This window comes from Sodalis ligni (genome assembly GCF_016865525.2).
In the GTDB taxonomy this organism is placed as follows: Bacteria; Pseudomonadota; Gammaproteobacteria; order Enterobacterales; family Enterobacteriaceae; genus Acerihabitans; species Acerihabitans ligni.
In genome coordinates this window covers 2,589,038-2,609,959 of record NZ_CP075169.1, presented here as the reverse complement: position 1 = coordinate 2,609,959, position 20,922 = coordinate 2,589,038, and the positions used below count along the sequence as shown (strand labels likewise).

Genomic DNA, 20,922 nt, shown 5'->3' with positions numbered 1-20,922 from the left:
AATATGCCCGCTTGGATAACACTATTCACTCAGCCGTCCTATCTGCCGGGCGTCAGAACCCTGCGTAAATCCCTGGAAAATACCCGCACCCGTTATCCCCTGGTGGTGATGGTAACGGAAAATATCGATGAACACAGCCGCCGGTTATTAACGGATGAAGGCTGTCTGGTGCGTCAGGTGAAGCCCGTCGCCCCCCGTGCCGGGGTGCCGGGAAATTACGCCAATCCCCGGTTTTCAGAAGTCTGGACAAAATTGGCGGCCTGGCGGATAACGGAATTCGGGCGGCTGGCCTTTGTGGATGCGGATATGTTGGCGATGAAAAACATCGACGAAGTCTTTGATTTTCCGCTGCCTGACGGACATATCGCCGCCTGCCACGCCTGCCGCTGCAACCCGCATCGCATCGCCACCTATCCTCGGGACTGGGTACCGGCCAACTGTTATTACAGCTACCTGCCGGAACACAACGGCGCGCCGCTGCCACGGCGATTTAGTCCCTATTTCAATTCCGGATTCATGCTGCTGACGCCGAACGACTCTACCGCCACCGAGCTGGAAAACAAGGTTGCCGCCATTAGCGATCTCGCCGCTTATCAATTTCCCGAGCAGGATCTGTTAAATGAGTATTTTACCGGCCGCTGGCTGCCGTTGCCTTATATTTATAATGCGTTAAAAACGCTTTCCGTACAGCATGCTTCCCTATGGAATATATTCGAGGTAAAAAATCTTCATTATATTTTATCCAAACCCTGGCAGGATAATAACGGCAAGGACGACAATAACCCCTATAATGAATTGCACCAGCTATGGTGGAAAACCTATCGCCAAATCGGCTAACGCTAAAATCGCCAGCGCTGTCGTTATGCCGGAGATATGGGGAGCCTCCGTTCCGACTCCCTCTAAAAGCCATCAGTTCATAAATTCTCTTTACTTAAAAAGTTAATTCCGTGAGCAGCTCACTGCGGCGGATAATAACCTTTATCAGTGCAAGGTTAATTCTCTGAGCTGCTCAGTAAAGTCTTTTTACAGCTAAGCAAATACATATTTGTTATTGGCGCTGGTGATAATTTACCTTTTAGACTCCCTCAATGTTAAGCACCTCAGAGATATTCTGTGAGCTGCTCACAAAATAATGAAGAGATGGTCAGATGTCAGTAGATTTCAAGACGCCCGCTGCTTCGGCAGGAAAAGAGCTGTCCTTAGGGGATAGCGCTTATCAGCATATTCGCCACGATATTCTGCGCTGCCGGTTATTACCGGGTTCGCTGATTACCGAGGCGGGATTAATGGAAATGTACCTGATTGGCAAAAGCAGCTGTCGGGTGGCGCTGGCGCGCTTGTGTCATGAGCATCTGGTGGAATCCCGCCCGCGTAAAGGCTATCGCATCGCCCCCATTACCGTGCAGGACGTGGAGGAGATCTTTACTCTGCGGGCCCAGCTCGAACCCCTGGCCGCCCGGCTGGCGGTAGGCCGGGTGGATATCAGCCTGCTCAAGGAGCTGGAAGCCGCCTGTCGCGTTGAGCTAAAGGCGCCGCTGCCTGAGCAGATCACGGTCTTTATGAACGCCAACAAGCGGTTTCATTTGGCCATCGTCGAAGCCTCCGGCAACAATCACCTTATCCGTACGCTGTCCAGCCTGATGGACGAAATGTCCCGGCTGGTGGCGCTGGGGTTCAACGTGCAAAAGGTCAAGCCGGAGATCAAACACGATCATAACGCCATGATTGCGGCGTTCGAAGAAGGGGATGCCCGGCGGGTGGAGCTGATTGCCCGGCGCCATATCGAAACCTTCCAGGCCATGACGCTGGAAAAAGTCTACGCCACCCTGAGCAAAGAGGGTGCGCTGCTGCCCATCCTCGACAGGAGCCTGTTCCAATGAGCGTCTCGTTACGGGAACCACAGGAAGCCGGGGCGGAGGTTATTCGCGTCGAGGGCATCGGTAAAAGCTTCGGGCCCCTGCGGGTATTGGAAAATATCTCCTTCCAGGTGCGTCCGGGAGAAATCATCGCCCTGCTGGGGGCCTCAGGCTGCGGCAAAAGCACGCTGCTGAACATCCTCTCCGGCCTGTTGCCGCCGGACGAGGGCCAGCTCCTTATCCAGGACCGGCCCGCGGCGCAGTTCAACCGCTGGCAGACCGTCGGCTACCTGTTTCAGGAGGACCGCTTATTGCCCTGGCGCACGGTGGGCAAAAATATCCATTTCGGGCTGGAAAACGGCAACTACGATCGCAGCGAGCGGCAAAAGAGGGTCGAGGAGGTGCTGCGCCTGGTTAACCTGCAAGACTTTGAACATTCCTGGCCGCACCAGCTGTCAGGGGGTATGCGCAGCCGGGTGGCGCTGGCGCGCAGCCTGGTGGCGGAACCGGAGATTTTGTTGATGGACGAGCCTTTTTCCAAACTCGATCCGCAAACCCGCAGCGTCATGCATAACGAACTGCTGAGGATCCAGCGGCTGACCGGCATGACCGTGGTTATGGTGACCCACGATGTGGAAGAGGCAGTGGTGCTGGCTGACCGGGTGGTGATCCTGCGGCCCAATCCCGGCCATATTCATCATATCCATCGCATCGCCCTGCCGCACCCCCGCGTGCCCACCAGTCCCGAGGTGGCCGAACAGGCTCGGTTGCTAAGGCTTGAGGTATAGGATGAAATCGAATTCCCCTCTATTAACCCTGGTGGTCCAGCGGCTGGGGCTGATTGCCATTTTCGCCGCCGTCTGGTGGCTGGCCTCCCGGCGCATGCCGTCATTCGTCTTGCCCGGCCCGGACAAGACCTGGCAGGCGCTGGTGGCGCTGTGGCAAGGACACCGGCTGTTCCACGATATCGGCATCACCTTTTCCCGGGTCCTGTCCGGTTTTTTACTGGCCACCCTGGTGGGCACCCTGCTGGGCCTGGCCCTAGGGGCCAATCGCGCCCTAGCGCAGTTTTTCGAGCCGCTGCTGGCGGTATTCAATACCGTCTCTTCGGCGATTTGGGCCATCTTTGCCATCATCTGGTTCGGCATCTCCGACGCCACCACGATTTTCGTGGTGTTCATGACCGCCATGCCGCTTATCCTCACCAATGTCTGGCAAGGTGCGCAAACCGTGGATGCCCACTACGTGGAGCTGGCGCGCAGTTTTCGCATGGGCCGCCTGCAAACCCTGTGGAAGATTTATCTGCCCACCATCATGCCCTATTTCTTTTCCGGCGCCCGGCTGGCCTTCGGCTTCGGCTGGAGGGTCTCGCTGGTGGCGGAAACCTTGGGGTCCTCCGACGGCATCGGCTATCGCCTGCGCCAGGCCGGGGACCTGGTGCAAACCGATCAGGTATTTGCCTGGACCCTGCTGCTGGTGGCGTTGATGCTGCTGCTGGAAGGGGGCCTGCTAAAACCCCTTGAACGTTACCTTTTCCGCTGGAAACAGCGCACACGGGATTGATTATCATGAAGAAAGTATTATTGGCCGCCGCCCTCGCCGCCGGTTTGCTGTTGGCGGCAGGTTCCCAGGCCGCGGATAAAATACGCATCGGTTACTGGACCAGCGGCGTCAGCCTGGGTTACGGCGCGGTGCTGGAAAGCCAGAATTTCCTGGCCAAACGTGGCATCGACGCTGAATTTGTGCATTTCCCCGACGTTAACGCGCCAATTAAAGCCTTGGCCTCCGGCTCCATCGACCTGGCCTTCGGCGCGCCCCTGGCGGGCGTGTTCAGCACCGCCGCCGAAGGGGTGCCCATCAAGATTTTCGCCGCCACCCAGCCGGCGGACGTACAGTTTGTCGTGCCGGCCGGCTCCCCCATCACCAGCCTCAAGCAGCTGGCGGGTAAAAAAGTCGGCATGTCGCCGGCGGGCTCGTCGGTGGCGGTTATCGCCGCCACGATATTGCAGGAAAACTACGGCATCAAACCGGACGGTTTTTCCCTGATCGGCGGCAATGAGTCCCGTCTGGCCCAGTTCCTGGCGCAAAAGCAGATCGATGCCGCCGCCCTGCGCTCGTTAACCATCGATCAGCTCGACGAGCTTAAGGTGACCCCCATCGGCAGCTTCGCCGACGAATGGAAAAAACTCACCCACACCGACGCGGTGCCCTACATCGGCGTCGGCGCGGTGCGCGGCGACTATCTGAACAAACATCCCGACGCCGTGGCCCGGGTGATTGCCGCCCTTAAAGATACGTTGGCCTGGGGCCACGCCAATCCCGACGCGGCGGCGGCCATTTTGCAAAAACAGGCCAACCTGCCGGAAAAAGACGCCCGTGTTTATATGGGCCGCTGGGACAGCATGAATCGTCTCACCTTTGAACCGGCCGATATCGACACACTGAAACGGCAGCACAGCGTATTTCTGCAAAGCGGCGCCATCAAAGGCGAGTTAAAAGACGACCTGTTCGATAATCGTCCCTACCTGGCCGCCAAATCCATCAAATAGGAGTGAGTTGTGAGCGATACCATGAAAGCCCTAGTCCTGACCCAGCACGGCGATCTCGACGAGCTGCGGGTGATTGATGATAAACCCCGCCCATCGGCCGCCGCCGGTCACGTGGTGGTGCGGGTGGGAGCATCTTCCTTCAACTACCATGACGTTTTCACCGTGCGCGGCATGCCGGGCATCAAGGTGCCCCTGCCGGTGGTTATCGGCCTCGATTTGGCCGGTACCGTCACCGAGGTGGCGCCGGATGTAAGCGACTGGAAAATCGGCGATCGCGTGCTGGTGAATCCGCTGAAGCCCGGCGTGGGCCTCATGGGTGAAATGACCGACGGCGGCATGGCGGAATATGCGGCGGTGGACGCCAAGCAGCTTATCCGCTTGCCGGCGGGAGTAGACTTTCCCCAGGCCGCGGCCCTGCCGGTGGCTTACGGGACCGCCCATCGCATGCTGGTCACCCATAACACCGTGAAGAAAGGCGATCGGGTACTGATACTCGGCGCCAGCGGCGGCGTGGGCACCGCCCGCGCCATCCTGGCCAAACATCTGGGCGCCGAAGTGATCGCCTGCGCCGGCAGCGAAGAAAAGGCCCAGGCATTGAAAGCGCTGGGGGCGGATCATGTGGTGAATTACCGCGAAACGGATTTCTCCAAATGGGCCATCGAACATTACGGCAAACCGCAGCGCCGCAGCTATGAAGGCGGCGTAGACGTGGTGATCAACTTCACCGGCGGCGAAACCTGGCGCCCCTCGCTAAAATGCCTGAAGCGGGGCGGCCTGCTGCTGGTGTGCGGCGCCACCGCCGGCTACGACCCGAAAGAAGACCTGCGCTATATCTGGAGTTTTGAACTCACCGTCAAGGGCTCAAACAGCTTTTACCAAGAAGACCTTTCCGCCCTGCTGGACATGATTGCCGACGGCTCCATCGACCCGCTGATCGACCGGGTATTGCCGCTGGAACAGGCGGCGGAAGGGCTGCGGCTGATCCGCGACCGCGAAGTGCTGGGCAAGGTCATAGTGACACCGTAACAAATTACCGGATCCACGGACTCCCGTGGCGCGGAAGGCCCGCTAACACTGAACGTAACAACGAACATGTTAAAGGGAGACCGTGCCGATGGGGTCGAAGCGGGCGTGGTTTTACCGCCCGCTGGAGCGCCCCATGGCATGGTAGGCCCGCTATCACCGGACGTGACAGCGAGCCTGTTAAAGGGAGACCGTGCCGATGGGGTCGACGCGGGCGTAGTTTTACCGCCCGCCGGAGCGCCCCATGGCGTGGTAGGCCCGCTATCACCGAACGTGACAGCGAGCTTGTTAAAGGGAGACCGTGCCGATGGGGTCGAAGCGGGCGTAGTTTTACCGCCCGCCGGAGCGCCCCATGGCGCGGTAGGCCCGCCAACACCGAACGTGCCAGCGAGCCTGTTCACGGGGGACGGGAGCGACGGGGGCGACGCGGGCGGGGGTGTGCCGCCCGCTGGGGGCGCCCATGGCATGGTAGGCCCGCTATCACCGGACGTGACAGCGAGCCTGTTAAAGGGAGACCGTGTCGATGGGGTCGAAGCGGCGTGGTTTTACCGCCCGCCGGAGCGCCCCATGGCGCGGTAGGCCCGCTATCACCGAACGTGACAGCGAGCCTGTTAAAGGGAGACCGTGTCGATGGGGTCGAAGCGGCGTGGTTTTACCGCCCGCCGGAGCGCCCCATGGCGCGGTAGGCCCGCTATCACCGAACGTGACAGCGAGCCTGTTAAAGGGAGACCGTGTCGATGGGGTCGAAGCGGGCGTGGTTTTACCGCCCGCCGGAGCGCCCCATGGCATGGTAGGCCCGCTATCACCGGACGTGACAGCGAGCCTGTTAAAGGGAGACCGTGTCGATGGGGTCGAAGCGGCGTGGTTTTACCGCCCGCCGGAGCGCCCCATGGCGCGGTAGGCCCGCTATCACCGAACGTGACAGCGAGCCTGTTAAAGGGAGACCTTGCCGATGGGGTCGACGCGGGCGTGGTTTTACCGCCCGCTGGAGCGCCCCATGGCATGGTAGGCCCGCTATCACCGGACGTGACAACGCACCCGCCCACCGCCTTCAAATTTCAACATTCTTGAGGAGTAAGATATGGCAGAGATTCAGATTCCCGACGCCGCCGACGTACAGGCCCGGCTGTTAAAAGGCCCCTACCACCAATGGCTGGGCCTCGAAGTCCTGTCTGTGGGTAAAGGGGAAATCAAGATCCAGGCCCGCTTTCGCGACGAGTGGATAGTGAACGTAGCCGGCGGTTACATCCACGGCGGCATTCTCGCCGCGCTGGTGGATCTCACCGCCGACTGGTCACTGGTGGCCTATACCGGCAAAGGCGTACCCACCCTGGATTTACGGGTGGACTATCATCGCCCGGCACGGGGAAATTTAACCGCCGTCGGCCAGGTCATCAAAATAGGCAAACAATTCTCCAGCGCCGAAGCCCGGATTTACGACAGCGAAGGCGCGCTGGTGGCCAGCGGACGGGGACTCTACTCCACCGCCACCGCCTGAGGAAACCACATGAACCTCTCCCTTGATCACCTGGTGATAAACAGCCACTTCGCCGTTGAAAAGACGGCGGACATCTTCCGCGGACTGGGGTTCACCCTCACGCCCCGCGGCGTCCACTCCCTGGGTTCGCTAAATTACCTGATAATGTTCCCCGGACATTATCTGGAACTGGTGGGCCTGCCGACCCAGGGAGACAAAATTCGCCGTGAACTGCTGGAAAGCCCGCCCGGAATCGACGGATTGGTGTTCGCAAGCCCCGACGCCGCCCACACCGCCCGGCATCTGAGCCAGGCGGAGTTTTCCTTGCAGCCGGTGCAATCTTTCTCCCGCGAGGTAGTGAGCAAAGACGCACGGGGAGTGGCCCGCTTCACCACCGTTCGCCTCGCCGCCGGGGAATTCCCCGCCGGACGGGTCTATTTCTGTCAACACCATACCCCGGAGTGGGTCTGGCGCCCCGAATGGCTATCGCACCAAAACGGGGTCAGCGCCATCGACGAACTGACCCTGGTGGCCGACGAGCCGGAACAGCAAAAACAGCATTTCCGCCGGCTGGGCGATACAGATGAACGATTCCGGCTGACTATCATGCATCGCGACGAATCCGCCCGCCGCTGCGGCGGATTAATCCAGCCGCCCGCCGGGCGGGACAGCCTGTTCGCCGCCATAAGAATGCGCGGCGGCGACGGCGAGCGCATCGCCCGTGATGCGGCGGCCATGGGCATGCCCGTGCGCCGGGAGGGAGAACGGCTGCAGGTAGCCCTGCCCGATTTAATGACCTTACTCGAGTTCTTGCCATGACAGAGCTAATCCTGCCCAAGACCACCAATCTGGGCGCATTGATCGATCCCGCCCTGGACGGCGGCCAACTGGCTTTTATCGCTCCGCTGGACGGCGGCGGCGATGAACGGCTGACCTTCGGCGCACTGGACGCACGGGCGGACGGCATTGGCCGCGCCCTGCTGGCCCGCGGGTTTTCCCCCGGCGATCGCATCGCCATTCTCGGCCGCAACTCCATTGATTATGTCGCCAGCCTGCTGGGCATTTTGCGCGCCGGGCTGGTGGCGGTACCCGTCAACTTCAAATTCCCGGTAGAAACCCAGGAGAATATTTTACGCGACAGCGGCGCGCGTCTGCTAATGGGGGACCCGGATCACCTGGCCGCCACCGGCTACGCCATTCCTCGCGTGGTATTCCGCTCTTCACAGGCTGACGGTCTGAAGGCGTTTGAAGACCCCGGCGCGCTGCCCCTCTTTAACCCCGGACCGGAAGATCTGGCGCTGCTGCTCTATACCTCCGGCTCCACCGGCATGCCCAAAGGGGTGCGGCTGACCCATGCCAGCCATCTGTGGGTGGTGCGCAGCCGGCTGGCCAACCGGGAACTCACCGGCGAGCGGGTGCTGATTGCCGCGCCGCTGTACCATATGAACGCCCTGGCGCTGGTGCTGCTGACCCTGGCCAGCCATGTGACCACCGTGCTGCTGCCCCAGTTCAGCGCCGCGGCCTATATCGATGCCATTACCCGCTATCGCTGTACCTGGCTGACCGCGGTACCGCCGATGATCGCCATGATGCTACGGGAAAAAGCCCTGCTGCAGCACAGCGACCTGTCCAGCGTCCGGGTGGTGCGCATGGGATCGGCCCCGGTGAACGCCACCCTTTATGCGCAAATCGGGCAACTGCTGCCCTCCGCCCGCATCATCAATGCCTTCGGCACCACCGAGGGCGGTCCGGTGGTGTTCGGTCCTCATCCCCAGGGTATCCCCACTCCACTGCAATCCTCAGGCTATCCCCATCCAGAGGTTCAGGTCCGCCTGCGGGACGGCGAGGGCAATCTGACGGATAACACCGGCGTACTGGAAATGAAAAGCCCCGGCCTGATGCAGGGATATCACCAGCGTCCCGATATCAAACCGCCGTTTACCGATGACGGTTTTTATATTACCGGCGATGTTTTCAGCCGTGACGAAAACGGGTTTTATACCTTTGTCGGCCGCGTGGACGATATGTTCGTCAGCGGCGGGGAAAACATCTACCCCGGCGAAGTGGAGCAAATCATCGAGCGGCACCCGTCGGTACAGCAGGCCTGCGTGGTGCCGGTGCCGGACGACATCAAGGGAACCAAACCCACGGCCTGGGTGATTTTGCGGCCGGGACATAGCGCGACGACGGAGGAACTGAAACAGTTTACCTTGCGCCACGGCGCCGCCTACCTCCACCCGCGGCATATCTGGCTGGTGGACAGCTTTCCCCTCGCCGGTTCCAATAAAGTGGATCGCCGGGCATTGCAACGGGAAGCCGAGCGGCGCATTAACCAACAATAACGGAGCATCCCATGAGTTTTGATTGGCATAACCCCTATCTCACCACCCGTGCGCCGTTATTCGCCCGCAACGTGGTGGCGACCTCCCATCCCATTGCCGCCCAGGCCGGCAATCGCGCCCTGCTGGAGGGCGGTAACGCCGTGGACGCCGCCATTGCCGCCGCCGCCACCTTAACGGTGGTGGAACCCATCTCCAACGGATTGGGCAGCGATGCCTTCGCGCTGGTGTGGGACGGGACGCAGCTGCACGGGCTAAACGCCTCCGGGCCCGCCCCCGCCGCCTGGAACCTGGACTATTTCCGCCAGCGCTACGGCGAAGACGACCATGGGCTGGCGCGGCGGCCGGAACGGGGCTGGGACGCGGTGACGGTGCCGGGGGCCGTGGCGGGCTGGGAGGCATTGCACCGGCGCTTCGGCCGGCTCTCCTTTGGACAGCTGATGCAAACCGCTATCGAAGCGGCGGAGCGCGGCGTCACCATCGCGCCGATAGTCGCCCGCAAATGGCAGGCGGCGGTGCCGATACTGGCGGCGCAGCCCGGTTATGCGCAAACCTTTATGCCCGCCGGACGGGCGCCGTCCATCGGGGAAAAATTTGTCTTTCCCGGCGCCGCCCGCAGCTTGCGGCTGCTGGCGGACCAGGGCGGCCGCGCTTTTTATGAAGGAGAAATCGCCGAAAATATCGTAGCCTGGGCCAAGGGCACCGGCGGCGGCATGACCCTGGAAGATCTGGCGGCTTACCGTCCCGAGTGGGTCACCCCCATCAGCCGGACCTATCGCGGCTACGAAGTGCATGAAATCCCCCCTAACGGCCAGGGCATCGCCGCCTTGATAGCCCTTGGGATTCTGGAGCGGTTCGATCTGTCGTCACTGCCGCTGGACAGCGCCCAGGTTCAGCACCTGCAAATCGAGGCCATGAAGCTGGCCTTTGCCGATGTTTACCGCTACGTGGCGGATCCGGCCGCCATGGAAATCACTCCCGCCGATATGCTGGCGGATGCGTATCTGGACCAACGCGCGGCCATGATAGATCCGCGCAAGGCCGCCCTGCCCCAGCCGGGCAGGCCCGCCGCCGGCGGAACGGTCTATCTCAGCACCGCCGACGAGAGCGGCATGATGGTGTCGTTTATCCAATCCAACTATATGGGCTTCGGATCCGGGGTGGTGGTGCCGGAGTATGGCGTCAGCCTGCAGAACCGCGGCGCGGGATTTTCCAGCGACCCGCGTTCGGCAAACGTGGTGGCGCCGGGCAAGCGGCCTTTCCATACCATTATCCCGGCGTTCCTCACCAAGGACGGCCGGGCGCAGATGAGTTTCGGCGTGATGGGCGGCGACATGCAGCCGCAGGGCCATGTGCAGACGCTGGTGCGGATGCTGGATTTTCATCAGCAGCCTCAGGCGGCCTGCGATGCGCCCCGCTGGAAGGTCAACCGTGATTTTACCCTGGATCTGGAATCCACCTTTGACCCGGCGGTGATGGCGCAGTTGCAGCAGCAGGGGCACCAGCTCCATACTGTCAACGATCCCTATATGGATTTCGGCTCTGGCCAGTTTATCTGGCGGCTGTCAACCGACAGCGATCACGGCTACGTGGCCGCCAGCGACACCCGTCGGGATGGGCAAGCGGTGGGATTCTGATCGTCGGCCGTAGCCGAGCGGCCGGTTTGGGCCGGCAATATCCTCGGCAACCGATATTCTCCTGCGGTATAATAAACCGGGACTGGATTCTCCGTCGCAGATATGTAACTATTAAAAATGGATTTTAATAAAGCTAATTCTCCGGACAGCGCGAGAATGAATACATGATTGATCTACGCTTTCCCACCGCTCTGCAAATGGTGTTGAGCGTTGCCGACGCTCAGCAGAACGGAACCAGGGCCACCAGCGCCATTCTTGCCACCGGTTTACAGGCGAACCCGAGTTTTGTCCGTAAACTGATGGTGCCGCTGACCCGGGACGGAATCATTATGTCCACCCACGGCCGCCAGGGTTCCATCCATCTCGGCCGGCCGGCGGACCAAATCTCCCTGCAGGATATTTATCTGTCCGTCATGGACGACAAGCCGCTGTGGGGCAAGCGTCCCGACGTACCGCAGTGTTGCCTGGTGTCGGCCAATACCGGCTGGTTTTTCGACACACTGGCCGGCGAAGCCGAGCAGGCCTGCCTTGAGGTACTGGCACGGCGTACCGTCGCCGATGCCCTGCGGGAACTGCACGAAAAGGATCGCCGCCTTTCGGCGCAGGACGGCGGCGCCGCGCCGGCATCGGCGAATCTTCCCCCGGCGGATTAATCCCCCCCTCATCGATGGGCAGATACCGCCCTTTCGGGCAAAACGATTTCATCACTTTACTATAACGTACTGGACATAATAGATCCGAAGCAGCCCGCCATGCCCGGAGCGGCTCGTTATAGACCCTCTTTTTAGCGCCTTAAAAAGCAACAATAACACTTGCATTTTATTAACTGCCTTCCTACAATTTGCGCTTTAAGTGTATTTATAATAGTTGCAATTAAATCATCGAGGATGCCGTTGGATTCAGCGCATCTTCTTAACATCAGGGCTTCCTCCATGACAGACATTAACGTTTTTCGCTACCCCTTGGAACATGCCAGGTACAGCCTGGTTTTACCCGCTGTGCTGCTGGCGCTGCAACTGGCCGGCTGTGATGCCGGCAGCGCGGTGCAGACCGCCCCGCCGCCGCCCTCCGTCAGCGTCGCCCCGGTTTTGCTCAAGCAAATAGAGCCGCTGGATACCTTTAACGGCCGCGTCGAAGCGGTGCAAAGCGTACAGCTGCGGCCCAGGGTATCCGGCTATATCGACCGGGTGAATTTCAAGGAAGGCCAGGAAGTCCATAAGGGCGATGTGCTCTTCACCATCGACGACCGCACCTACCGCGCCGCCCTGCAACAGGCCAAGGCGGAACTTGCCGGCGCCGTTACCCAGGCGAAGCTGGCCCGCAGCGAATCGGGACGCACGGAAAAACTGCTGAGCACCAGCGCCGTCTCGGCGGAACAGGGCGAACAACGCCGCTCCGCCGCCGAACAGGCCCAGGCCAATGTGCTGTCGGCCCAGGCCGCGGTGGATACCGCCCAGTTGAATATGGATTTCACCCGCGTTACCGCCCCCATCGACGGCCGCGCAGGCAGCGCGCAGATTACCGCCGGCAACCTGGTCACCGCCGGCGACAGCGCCAGCGTGCTCACGACCCTGGTCTCCCTGGATACGGTGTATGTCTATTTTGATGTGGATGAAAGCACCTTCCTGCGCTATCAGGGGCTGGCCCGGGCCAACGGCGGCAATCGCCCGCAGGAAGTGCACATCGCCCTGGTGGGTGAAGAGGGCTATCCCCACACCGGCAAAATCGATTTTCTCGATAATCAGCTAGCCCCCAGCACCGGCACCATTCGCATGCGCGCATTGCTGGACAATCGCGATCGGCGCTTTACCCCCGGCCTGTTCGCCCGCGTGCAATTGCCCGCAAGTCAACGTTTCAATGCCATGCTGATTGACGACAAAGCCGTGGTAACCGACCAGGACCGCAAGTTCGTGTACGTGCTGGACAGCACGGGCAAAGCGCAACGGCGCGATATCACCCCCGGCCGCGAATTTGACGGCATGCTGGTGGTACAGGAAGGACTGGCGCCCGGCGATAGGGTGGTCATCGACGGCGTGCAAAAAATATTCATGCCCGGCATGCCGGTTAACGCCAAAACGTGCCGATGACCTCGGCTCCAGCCGCCACCGTGCTTAACTAGGCCCGTCAAGGAACCCGCTGCCATGGACTTTTCCCGGTTTTTCATCGATCGGCCAATTTTGCCGCCGTTTTATCTATCATTATTTTTGTCACCGGCATTATTGCCATCCCGCTGTTGCCTATCAGCGAATATCCTGAGGTGGTGCCTCCCAGCGTGCAGGTGCGGGCGCAATATCCTGGCGCCAATCCAAAGGAAATCGCCGAAACGGTGGCGACGCCGCTGGAAGAAGCGATCAACGGCGTGGAAAACATGATGTACATGAAATCCGTCGCCGGTTCGGACGGCGTCCTGGTGACCACCGTGACCTTCCGCCCCGGTACGGACCCGGATCAGGCCCAGGTGCAGGTGCAAAACCGGGTGGCGCAGGCTCAGGCCCGGCTGCCCGACGATGTGGTTCGCCAGGGCGTCACCACCCAGAAACAATCCCCCACCATGACCCTGGTGGTACATCTGACCTCCCCGTCGGGCAAATATGATTCATTATATTTGCGCAATTACGCCACCCTCAACGTCAAGGACGAACTGGCCCGCCTGCCCGGCGTCGGTCAAATCCAGGTGTTCGGCGCCGGCGAGTACGCCATGCGCGTGTGGCTCGATCCGCAAAAAGTAGCGTCGCGCGGACTGACCGCCTCGGACGTGGTGGCCGCTATCCGCGAACAGAATGTGCAGGTTTCCGCCGGTCAGCTGGGGGCTGAGCCCATGCCCACCACCAGCGACTTCTTATTATCCATCAATGCCCGGGGCCGGCTGGAAAACGAGGAAGAGTTCGGCAATATCATTCTCAAAAGCGGCGATGACGGCGAGGTGGTACGGCTGCGGGATGTGGCCCGCATTGAAATGGGCGCCGGCAGCTATGCCTTGCGTTCCCAGTTAAACAACCAGGAAGCGGTCGGCATCGGCATCTTTCAGTCCCCCGGCGCCAACGCCATCGACCTGTCCAACGCGGTACGGGCAAAAATGGCCGAACTGGCCACCCGCTTTCCCCAGGGCATGACCTGGAAAGCCCCTTACGACCCGACCATTTTCGTGCGCGACTCCATTCACGCCGTGATCCAGACCCTGTTTGAGGCGGTGATACTGGTGGTATTGGTGGTCATCCTGTTCCTGCAGACCTGGCGCGCGTCGATTATCCCGCTGCTGGCGGTGCCCATATCCGTCATCGGCACCTTTTCCATCCTCTATTTGCTGGGCTTTTCCCTTAATACGCTCAGCCTGTTCGGCTTGGTGCTGGCCATAGGCATCGTGGTGGATGACGCCATCGTGGTGGTGGAGAACGTCGAGCGCAATATCTCCGAGGGACGCAGCCCGGTGGAAGCCGCCCACCAGGCCATGCGCGAGGTGTCCGGCCCTATTGTCGCCATCGCGCTGGTGCTGTGCGCGGTGTTTGTCCCCATGGCGTTTCTGTCCGGCGTGACCGGCCAGTTCTACAAGCAGTTCGCGGTGACCATCGCCATTTCCACGGTGATTTCGGCCATCAATTCCCTGACGCTGTCGCCGGCCCTGGCGGCCCTGCTGCTGAAGTCCCACGACGCGCCGAAAGACATGCCGACGCGCCTGATAGACCATTTGCTCGGCTGGCTGTTCCGGCCCTTTAACCGCTTTTTCGCTTCCGGCTCCCATCGCTATCAGCGCGCCGTCGCCCGCACCCTCAACCGGCGCGGGGCGGTATTCGCGGTCTATATCCTGTTGCTGGTGGGCGCGGGGGTGATGTTTAAAGCGGTGCCGGGCGGATTTATCCCTACCCAGGATAAACTCTACCTCATCGCCGGCGTGAAAATGCCTGAAGGATCGTCCCTGGCCCGTACCGATGCGGTCATTCGCAAAATCAGCGCCATGGGCATGAATACCGAAGGCGTCAGCGACGCGGTATCGTTTCCGGGTCTTAACGCTCTGCAATTCACCAATACACCCAATACCGGCACGGTATTTTTCGCCCTGAAACCCCTGAGCGAACGGCATCGCACCGCCCTTGAGATCAACGCCGAGATCAACGCCAAAATCAGCCAGATTCAGGAAGGCTTTGCGTTTTCCATCATGCCGCCGCCCATTCTGGGCCTGGGCCAGGGCTCCGGATATTCACTGTATATCCAGGACCGCGCCGGCCTGGGCTACGGCGCGCTGCAAAACGCGGTTAACGCCATGTCCGGCACCATTGCCCAGACGCCGGGGATGCAATTCCCCATCAGCGCCTATCAGGCCAATGTGCCGCAGCTGGACGCCCGCGTCGACCGGGATAAAGCCAAGGCGCAGGGAGTGCCGCTCACCGAACTGTTCGCTACGCTGCAAACCTATCTGGGTTCCACCTATATCAATGACTTTAACCGATTCGGGCGCACCTGGCAGGTCTTCGCCTAGGCGGACGCCCCGTTCCGCCAGAGTACCGGCGATATCGCCAATCTGCGCACCCGCAACAATAAAGGGGAAATGGTGCCCATCGGCAGCATGGTGACCCTGGGCACCACATACGGACCGGATCCGGTGATCCGCTATAACGGTTACCCGGCGGCGGACCTTATCGGCGACGCCAATCCGCGTATTCTCTCCTCCGCCCAGGCAATGGAAAAAGTAAGCGCGATAGCAAGCCATGTGCTGCCCTTCGGCATGAATATCGAATGGACCGATTTGAGCTACCAGCAGTCCACCCAGGGCAATACGGCGCTTATCGTCTTCCCGGTGGCGGTGTTGCTGGCGTTCCTGGTGCTGGCGGCCCTTTATGAGAGCTGGACGCTGCCGCTGGCGGTGATCCTGATTGTGCCCATGACCATGCTCTCCGCGCTGTTCGGCGTCTGGCTCACCGGCGGCGACAATAATGTCTTTGTCCAGGTGGGGCTGGTGGTATTGATGGGTCTGGCCTGTAAAAACGCTATTTTGATTGTGGAGTTCGCCCGCGAACTGGAAATGCAGGGCCGAAGCATTGTCGAGGCGGCACTGGAAGCCTGCCGCCTGCGGCTGCGGCCGATTGTCATGACCTCCATCGCCTTCATTGCCGGTACCGTGCCGCTGATTCTGGGCCATGGCGCCGGCGCGGAAGTGCGCGGCGTCACCGGCATTACGGTATTCGCCGGCATGCTGGGGGTCACCCTGTTCGGTTTGTTCCTGACCCCGGTGTTTTATGTCGCATTGCGCACCCTGGTCAGCCGTAAAAGCAGGGTGAGGGAAAGCCTGACCGCCTGAGTTATAGACCTGGATTAAAGAGTAGTGGAGCGCGGGAAATTTTTGTCGATATAATGTCGGAATTCCATGACACCATACCCACGGTAATTCGGGTTGCAGGACAGGCGAAGCACCTGCAACCTGAAGTATGGCGGGTATAAGCCAATGAATTCAGGAGACGTGTTTGCCAAAGATACCCCCCCCCGCGCCGTTACTGATTACCGGCGGTGCGCGCCGTATCGGTTTGGCGTTGGCGGAATCCCTGCTGCGACAGGGAATTCCGGTCATCGTCAGTTACCGCCAGTACTACCCGGCACTCGATACGCTGGCATCCCTGGGCGCCCACTGTATACAGGCTGATTTTTCGGATAACCGCGGTATTTACGCCTTCGCGGAACAGGTCAAGGCCTATAGCGGCAAGCTGCGGGCGATTATCCATAATGCCAGCGCATGGGTGGCGGAAAGCGCGGAAACGCCGCCGGAAGACACCATGGCCGCGATGCTGCAAATTCACGTTTATACCCCCTATCTGCTAAACCTGGCCCTCGAACCCTGCCTGCGGGACCAGGGGCATGCGGCGGCGGATATCATTCATATCACCGACTTCGCCGTTGAAAAAGGCAGCAAAAAACATATCGCCTATGCGGCCAGCAAGGCCGCCCTGGACAATATGACCCGGTCCTTTGCCCGCAAATTGGCCCCCGATGTCAAAGTCAACGCCATCGCCCCGGCCCTGATTCTGTTTAATGAGCAGGACGATGAGGAATATCGCCGGCATGTGCTGAATAAAACCCTGATGAAGATTGAACCGGGAGAAATGGAAATTGTGGATCTGGTGAATTATCTGTTTAAAAGCCGTTATGTCACCGGCCAGACCCTCGGCCTGGACGGCGGCAGATGTTTACGCTGAAGCTGTTACCCATGGGGTTAAACCCAGGGAGGGTATTGCCACGGACATCATAAGCGGCGATGACGCGCTGTTTCATCCCGGCAGCCTGTTAACCGGCGACGGGCACGTGGTGGCCTCTTACGATATCGAGCAGCAGCGGGAGATCGGCTGCTATCGCAGCTTATATTCCCAGGCCGGCTTTTTTAATGCCGCGGCCGCGGCGTTTACTCTTGATTATGCGCGCCTGTCCGCCGTGCATATCGTCAACGGCATGGGGGTGGCCCTCGGTGATTCCATTATCGGCCTCACCGCCGTCGAGGCGCTGCGCTTTTTCAATCCAGCCCTGCATGCGGTGCTTTACCGGCCTGGCCGGGCGCCGGCCTATGTGGAGTCGCTCTATCACATGGCGGCCGGCATCATTGGGGAAATGCGCTGGCTGCCCCGGACGCTGACGGAAGTGTGCGGTCCAGAGCCCCGTATCGATTTGGGCAATCATCTTTTCCGGCCGGCCTTTGCCGCCATGCCGATGATTGACTTTTTTCTCCGCTCATTGGGGGTTGATCCCGCCGCCGTGCCGACGGGCCTCAAGGCTAACCGCTGGCTGCAGCGCCTCTGTCTGCCGCTGCCGCCCGCCCCCTGGCGGGAAAATGAGTATGTCTTGTTTTGCCCCGGCGCCAGTACTCCGCTGCGCAGTATCCCGGTGATGATGCATAAATCCTTTGTGGAGCGCCTATGGCGGCGCTTCGCCTGCCCGGTGCTGGGCTTCGGTCCGCTGGACTCTGCCCATTATGTTGATATAGCCGGATATGCAACCGATACCCCACAGTTCCTGTCCTGGATAAAGCATGCCCGCTTCGTCCTCTCGTCGGATTCGGCGGCGGTACATGCGGCGGCGGGGTTTGACGTACCGTCGACGGCTATCTTTACCTCTATCCCGCCGGAACTGCGGGTCAGGGATTATACCTTATGCCGGCCGATAGCTCTTGATGTGCCGACGGTGCGCAACATGCACGCCAGCGCGCGCCCGCAGGATATCGCCCTGCTGGAGCAGGCGTATCAAAAGCTGGACGTGGAGTCTATCGCCCCTGTCGGCATAAACCCCTCAGCTTATCGAGCGGCCGGCGACGATGCCCCTTGACTAGGAAACGATCGTTTCCTATTATACTGCCATGCCTACATCGCCTATATCACCAAAGTCCCCGCGCAGCGCGGGCCGGCCGCGAGAATTCGACATTGACGCAGCCATAGATGCGGTAGTGCCGTTGTTCCGCGAACGCGGTTTCAGCTCAGCCTCCATCACCGATATCAGTGCGGCGATGCAGCTGTCGGCCGGCAGCATTTATAAAGCTTTCGGCGACAAGCGCGAGCTTTTTCTCCGTGCATTTCACCGCTATACCAGCACGCGCCATGCGCAGTTGGAAAAGCGCCTGGAAACCGAGACCACGGGATTCGACAAGCTAAGAGCCATGCTCATCTTCTACGCCGAGACCTCACACGGCGAAGAAGGCCGGCGCGGCTGTCTGGTTGCGGCCAGCGCCATCGAGCTCGCTACCTTTGATTCAGCGATGGCTGACCTCGTGACAAGCGCCTTGCATCGCGTGGAGTCAATACTGTGCGGCCTGATCCGGCTCGGCCAGTCCGATGGCTCCATTCCCGCGGGAATCGATACGGAGGCCACCGCATGTCTGTTGCTGAGCATGCTGCAGGGGTTTCGTGTGATCGGCAAGGCCGGGCGCGCCCGTTCTGAAATGCTGGCGGCGGCCGAACAGGCCATGCGCCTGCTCAGTTAAAAATTTAACCAATTTGGAATTGATCATTTCCAAATACCGGCAGCATGAAATCTTATTTATCACTTTCTCCAGGAGCATTTATGACACAGCCGCAATCCAACCCGGTTTCTCCCTCAACGGTTCGAATGATTGAGGCCGAACCGGCTTCCCGCCCGGCCGCCGGACTGCACGGTTTCACGCATCGATTCGCCGCCGTCGACGGTGTGAGGCTGCATTACGTATCGGGAGGACGCGCAGACGGCGACACGGTTGTCCTTCTCGCCGGCTTTCCACAGAGCTGGTACGCATGGCGCAAGGTCATGCCGCTGCTCGCCGGGCGCTATCGGATAATAGCGCTGGACCTGCCCGGACAAGGGGATTCCGACCGTCCGTTGACCGGCTACGACACGAAAAGCCTGGCTCTTTCGGTTCATGGCTTATTGCAGCAACTCGGCGTCAGCGGCTATTTCATGGCGGGCCACGACGTAGGCGCGTGGGTGGCATATTCGTATTCGGCACTTTTTGGCAACGAAGTGAGACGTCTGGTACTGCTTGATGCGGGCATTCCGGGGATAACCCTGCCGGATGCTCTGCCGACCGCGCCGCAGCGTGCGTGGCGCACCTGGCACTTCGCGTTTCATGCGGTGCCCGACCTGCCGGAGACGTTGATTACGGGCAAAGAGCGCGAGTATCTAAATTGGTTCCTGCGCAGAAAGACCGCTAATCCCGATACTTTTTCGGACAGTGACGTGGAAGAGTATTTGCGCGTTTTCAGGAAGGACGGCGGTTTGCGCGCCGGTCTCGCCTATTACCGCGCGGTAGATTTGTCCGCGCAGCAAAACCGGGAACTCAGCGCACGGGGAAAACTGAATATGCCGGTGCTGGGCCTTGGTTCAGACCAAGGTTCTATTGCGGACATGGCTGCTGCGCTCAAGGCATTTGTCGATAACGTGCGTGGCGGCACGATCGTGTCCTGCGGCCACTTTCTTGCGGAAGAGCAACCTGCGTCAGTCGCCCGGGAGCTGATGGCTTTTGACGAGGAGTGACTAAATAACTGCGCCTATTACCGCTCCACTTTTGTTAGTCCAGGTTTGTTGCCTGGGAAAGGTGATGCGGTTTTCATAAATTGTCTGACATTTTTAGTAACTCCCACATTGTTTTACAGTGATGATTGCGGGTCACCGTTTCGTGTAATGCTAACCATAAGAGCTCTATTTTGTTCACCCATGGCGAGTAAATCGGCTGATAAATAAGAATAAATTTTGGATTCTTCTTCAACCACTTCAATGTCTTTTACTTTTGTGAATGATGTAATTATCGACAATAAGGGTGATCGTTTTGGCGCTGCGATACGTGCTTTTCAGCTGGCATAGCATATCGATGAACAAGCCTGAGTTTTACGTGTTCCACTCACGTAATCCACTCTGCCCGTTCCAGCATGCAGCGCACCTGCAAGGTAATGTTTTCATTTTACCCGGCGTAGGGATGCGTTTCTGCTGACCTTTTTCTGCCAGTCCGCGCCGATTTTTGGTTGAGATCGATATCAACTTCATCCTCGTAAAACACGGGATGTTCAGCACTGTTCTTTGCCAATGCCTCATCAATTGCAGCCAGCTTTTCTTCCCTGTGAGGATCCCGAATATGCAAGGTCGGAGCTGCTCTGCGCCAGACAATGCCGGCTCCTGGCAACCAACGGCGAAGTGAGCCAGGATGCAACGTAGAGTTAAATAACTTATTAATTTCAATCGTTAACATCTCGGTACTCCAGCGTGAGCGCAGATAGCCAAAATCTTGCGGGGAGCGCTGAACAAGCAAATTGAGCATTCGCAGCATGGCGTCGACAGGCCATTTTTTTTGACGGCCCGGTGGCAGACTTTTCAGGCCTTCAATACCAAATAACGTGAACCAATTAATCCAGCGTCCGACGGAAGAACGGGCGGCACATAGGGTTTTAGCAACGCAAGTCAGCGATTCACCCCGGTGCAACATCAACATGGCGATAAGGCGTCTGGCATGATTCTTATCTGCCGTTTTCTGGACAATTTTTTGCATCTGGCGTCGTTCATTTCTGGGTATGGGTGCTATGATCGGCATAACTCAGTCCGGTTGGT

At 59.7% G+C, this 20,922-nt stretch carries 17 protein-coding genes and 2 pseudogenes; 18 read left to right on the top strand and 1 reads right to left on the bottom strand.

Features of this window, described 5'->3' with window-relative positions; all coding sequences use genetic code 11:
• The first annotated feature begins 3 nt into the window (after window positions 1-3).
• The 18 genes and pseudogenes from GTU79_RS12145 (at window position 4) to GTU79_RS12060 (ending at window position 19,857) form a co-directional block, all read left to right on the top strand.
• Complete coding sequence (locus tag GTU79_RS12145; RefSeq protein ID WP_203521736.1) at window positions 4-837, top strand: glycosyltransferase family 8 protein; 834 nt, start codon at window positions 4-6, stop codon at window positions 835-837.
• Between the two features lie 311 nt (window positions 838-1,148).
• A complete protein-coding gene (locus tag GTU79_RS12140) occupies window positions 1,149-1,880 on the top strand; it encodes a GntR family transcriptional regulator (protein WP_132921937.1) in 732 nt (243 codons plus the stop codon).
• On the top strand, window positions 1,877-2,644 hold the full coding sequence (locus tag GTU79_RS12135; protein WP_214513973.1) for an ABC transporter ATP-binding protein: 768 nt from the start codon (window positions 1,877-1,879) through the stop codon (window positions 2,642-2,644). The genes GTU79_RS12140 and GTU79_RS12135 overlap by 4 nt, the downstream gene beginning before the upstream one ends.
• 1 nt (window position 2,645) lies before the next feature.
• Entirely contained in the window at window positions 2,646-3,419 is a 774-nt protein-coding gene (locus GTU79_RS12130) for an ABC transporter permease (protein ID WP_214513972.1), read from the top strand.
• A gap of 5 nt (window positions 3,420-3,424) precedes the next feature.
• Window positions 3,425-4,405: an ABC transporter substrate-binding protein gene (locus tag GTU79_RS12125; protein ID WP_132921940.1), complete on the top strand. Its 981-nt coding sequence runs from the start codon at window positions 3,425-3,427 to the stop codon at window positions 4,403-4,405.
• 9 nt (window positions 4,406-4,414) lie between these two features.
• Window positions 4,415-5,431: a quinone oxidoreductase family protein gene (locus GTU79_RS12120; protein ID WP_214513971.1), complete on the top strand. Its 1,017-nt coding sequence runs from the start codon at window positions 4,415-4,417 to the stop codon at window positions 5,429-5,431.
• A gap of 643 nt (window positions 5,432-6,074) precedes the next feature.
• Window positions 6,075-6,329, top strand: a complete 255-nt coding sequence (locus GTU79_RS12115; RefSeq protein WP_214513970.1) for a hypothetical protein — start codon at window positions 6,075-6,077, stop codon at window positions 6,327-6,329.
• A 180-nt stretch (window positions 6,330-6,509) separates the two neighbouring features.
• Window positions 6,510-6,926, top strand: coding sequence for a PaaI family thioesterase (locus GTU79_RS12110; protein ID WP_132921943.1), 417 nt, complete (start codon window positions 6,510-6,512; stop codon window positions 6,924-6,926).
• Window positions 6,927-6,935: 9 nt separating this feature from the next.
• Window positions 6,936-7,724: a VOC family protein gene (locus tag GTU79_RS12105; protein ID WP_214513969.1), complete on the top strand. Its 789-nt coding sequence runs from the start codon at window positions 6,936-6,938 to the stop codon at window positions 7,722-7,724.
• On the top strand, window positions 7,721-9,247 hold the full coding sequence (locus tag GTU79_RS12100; RefSeq protein ID WP_203521742.1) for a class I adenylate-forming enzyme family protein: 1,527 nt from the start codon (window positions 7,721-7,723) through the stop codon (window positions 9,245-9,247). The genes GTU79_RS12105 and GTU79_RS12100 overlap by 4 nt, the downstream gene beginning before the upstream one ends.
• An 11-nt stretch (window positions 9,248-9,258) precedes the next feature.
• Window positions 9,259-10,881: a gamma-glutamyltransferase family protein gene (locus tag GTU79_RS12095; protein ID WP_203521743.1), complete on the top strand. Its 1,623-nt coding sequence runs from the start codon at window positions 9,259-9,261 to the stop codon at window positions 10,879-10,881.
• A 164-nt stretch (window positions 10,882-11,045) separates the two neighbouring features.
• The gene (locus GTU79_RS12090; RefSeq protein WP_203521744.1) at window positions 11,046-11,534 is read left to right on the top strand and encodes an RrF2 family transcriptional regulator; all 489 of its coding nucleotides are present in this window, start codon (window positions 11,046-11,048) and stop codon (window positions 11,532-11,534) included.
• A 279-nt stretch (window positions 11,535-11,813) separates the two neighbouring features.
• The gene (locus GTU79_RS12085) at window positions 11,814-12,968 is read left to right on the top strand and encodes an efflux RND transporter periplasmic adaptor subunit (protein WP_214513968.1); all 1,155 of its coding nucleotides are present in this window, start codon (window positions 11,814-11,816) and stop codon (window positions 12,966-12,968) included.
• A gap of 54 nt (window positions 12,969-13,022) precedes the next feature.
• Window positions 13,023-16,174: pseudogene (locus GTU79_RS12080) on the top strand (efflux RND transporter permease subunit).
• A 172-nt stretch (window positions 16,175-16,346) separates the two neighbouring features.
• A complete protein-coding gene (folM, locus tag GTU79_RS12075; RefSeq protein ID WP_214514140.1) occupies window positions 16,347-17,063 on the top strand; it encodes a dihydromonapterin reductase in 717 nt (238 codons plus the stop codon).
• A complete protein-coding gene (locus GTU79_RS12070; RefSeq protein ID WP_203521747.1) occupies window positions 17,014-18,180 on the top strand; it encodes a glycosyltransferase family 9 protein in 1,167 nt (388 codons plus the stop codon). The genes folM and GTU79_RS12070 overlap by 50 nt, the downstream gene beginning before the upstream one ends.
• 118 nt (window positions 18,181-18,298) lie before the next feature.
• Complete coding sequence (locus GTU79_RS12065; protein WP_338091477.1) at window positions 18,299-18,832, top strand: TetR/AcrR family transcriptional regulator; 534 nt, start codon at window positions 18,299-18,301, stop codon at window positions 18,830-18,832.
• 80 nt (window positions 18,833-18,912) lie between these two features.
• Complete coding sequence (locus tag GTU79_RS12060; protein WP_214513967.1) at window positions 18,913-19,857, top strand: alpha/beta fold hydrolase; 945 nt, start codon at window positions 18,913-18,915, stop codon at window positions 19,855-19,857.
• Between the two features lie 17 nt (window positions 19,858-19,874).
• Here GTU79_RS12060 and GTU79_RS12055 read toward each other — a convergent pair.
• Window positions 19,875-20,905, bottom strand: a pseudogene (locus GTU79_RS12055) (IS630 family transposase).
• Between the last annotated feature and the right edge of the window lie 17 nt (window positions 20,906-20,922).

What these genes read in the sequence shown, in the direction of transcription:
- GTU79_RS12145 (WP_203521736.1), top strand. Translation starts at nt 4, where the DNA reads ATGCCCGCTTGGATAACACTATTCACTCAGCCGTCCTATCTGCCGGGC.
- GTU79_RS12140 (WP_132921937.1), top strand. Translation starts at nt 1,149, where the DNA reads ATGTCAGTAGATTTCAAGACGCCCGCTGCTTCGGCAGGAAAAGAGCTG.
- GTU79_RS12135 (WP_214513973.1), top strand. Translation starts at nt 1,877, where the DNA reads ATGAGCGTCTCGTTACGGGAACCACAGGAAGCCGGGGCGGAGGTTATT.
- GTU79_RS12130 (WP_214513972.1), top strand. Translation starts at nt 2,646, where the DNA reads ATGAAATCGAATTCCCCTCTATTAACCCTGGTGGTCCAGCGGCTGGGG.
- GTU79_RS12125 (WP_132921940.1), top strand. Translation starts at nt 3,425, where the DNA reads ATGAAGAAAGTATTATTGGCCGCCGCCCTCGCCGCCGGTTTGCTGTTG.
- GTU79_RS12110 (WP_132921943.1), top strand. Translation starts at nt 6,510, where the DNA reads ATGGCAGAGATTCAGATTCCCGACGCCGCCGACGTACAGGCCCGGCTG.
- GTU79_RS12105 (WP_214513969.1), top strand. Translation starts at nt 6,936, where the DNA reads ATGAACCTCTCCCTTGATCACCTGGTGATAAACAGCCACTTCGCCGTT.
- GTU79_RS12100 (WP_203521742.1), top strand. Translation starts at nt 7,721, where the DNA reads ATGACAGAGCTAATCCTGCCCAAGACCACCAATCTGGGCGCATTGATC.
- GTU79_RS12095 (WP_203521743.1), top strand. Translation starts at nt 9,259, where the DNA reads ATGAGTTTTGATTGGCATAACCCCTATCTCACCACCCGTGCGCCGTTA.
- GTU79_RS12090 (WP_203521744.1), top strand. Translation starts at nt 11,046, where the DNA reads ATGATTGATCTACGCTTTCCCACCGCTCTGCAAATGGTGTTGAGCGTT.
- GTU79_RS12085 (WP_214513968.1), top strand. Translation starts at nt 11,814, where the DNA reads ATGACAGACATTAACGTTTTTCGCTACCCCTTGGAACATGCCAGGTAC.
- GTU79_RS12070 (WP_203521747.1), top strand. Translation starts at nt 17,014, where the DNA reads ATGTCACCGGCCAGACCCTCGGCCTGGACGGCGGCAGATGTTTACGCT.
- GTU79_RS12060 (WP_214513967.1), top strand. Translation starts at nt 18,913, where the DNA reads ATGACACAGCCGCAATCCAACCCGGTTTCTCCCTCAACGGTTCGAATG.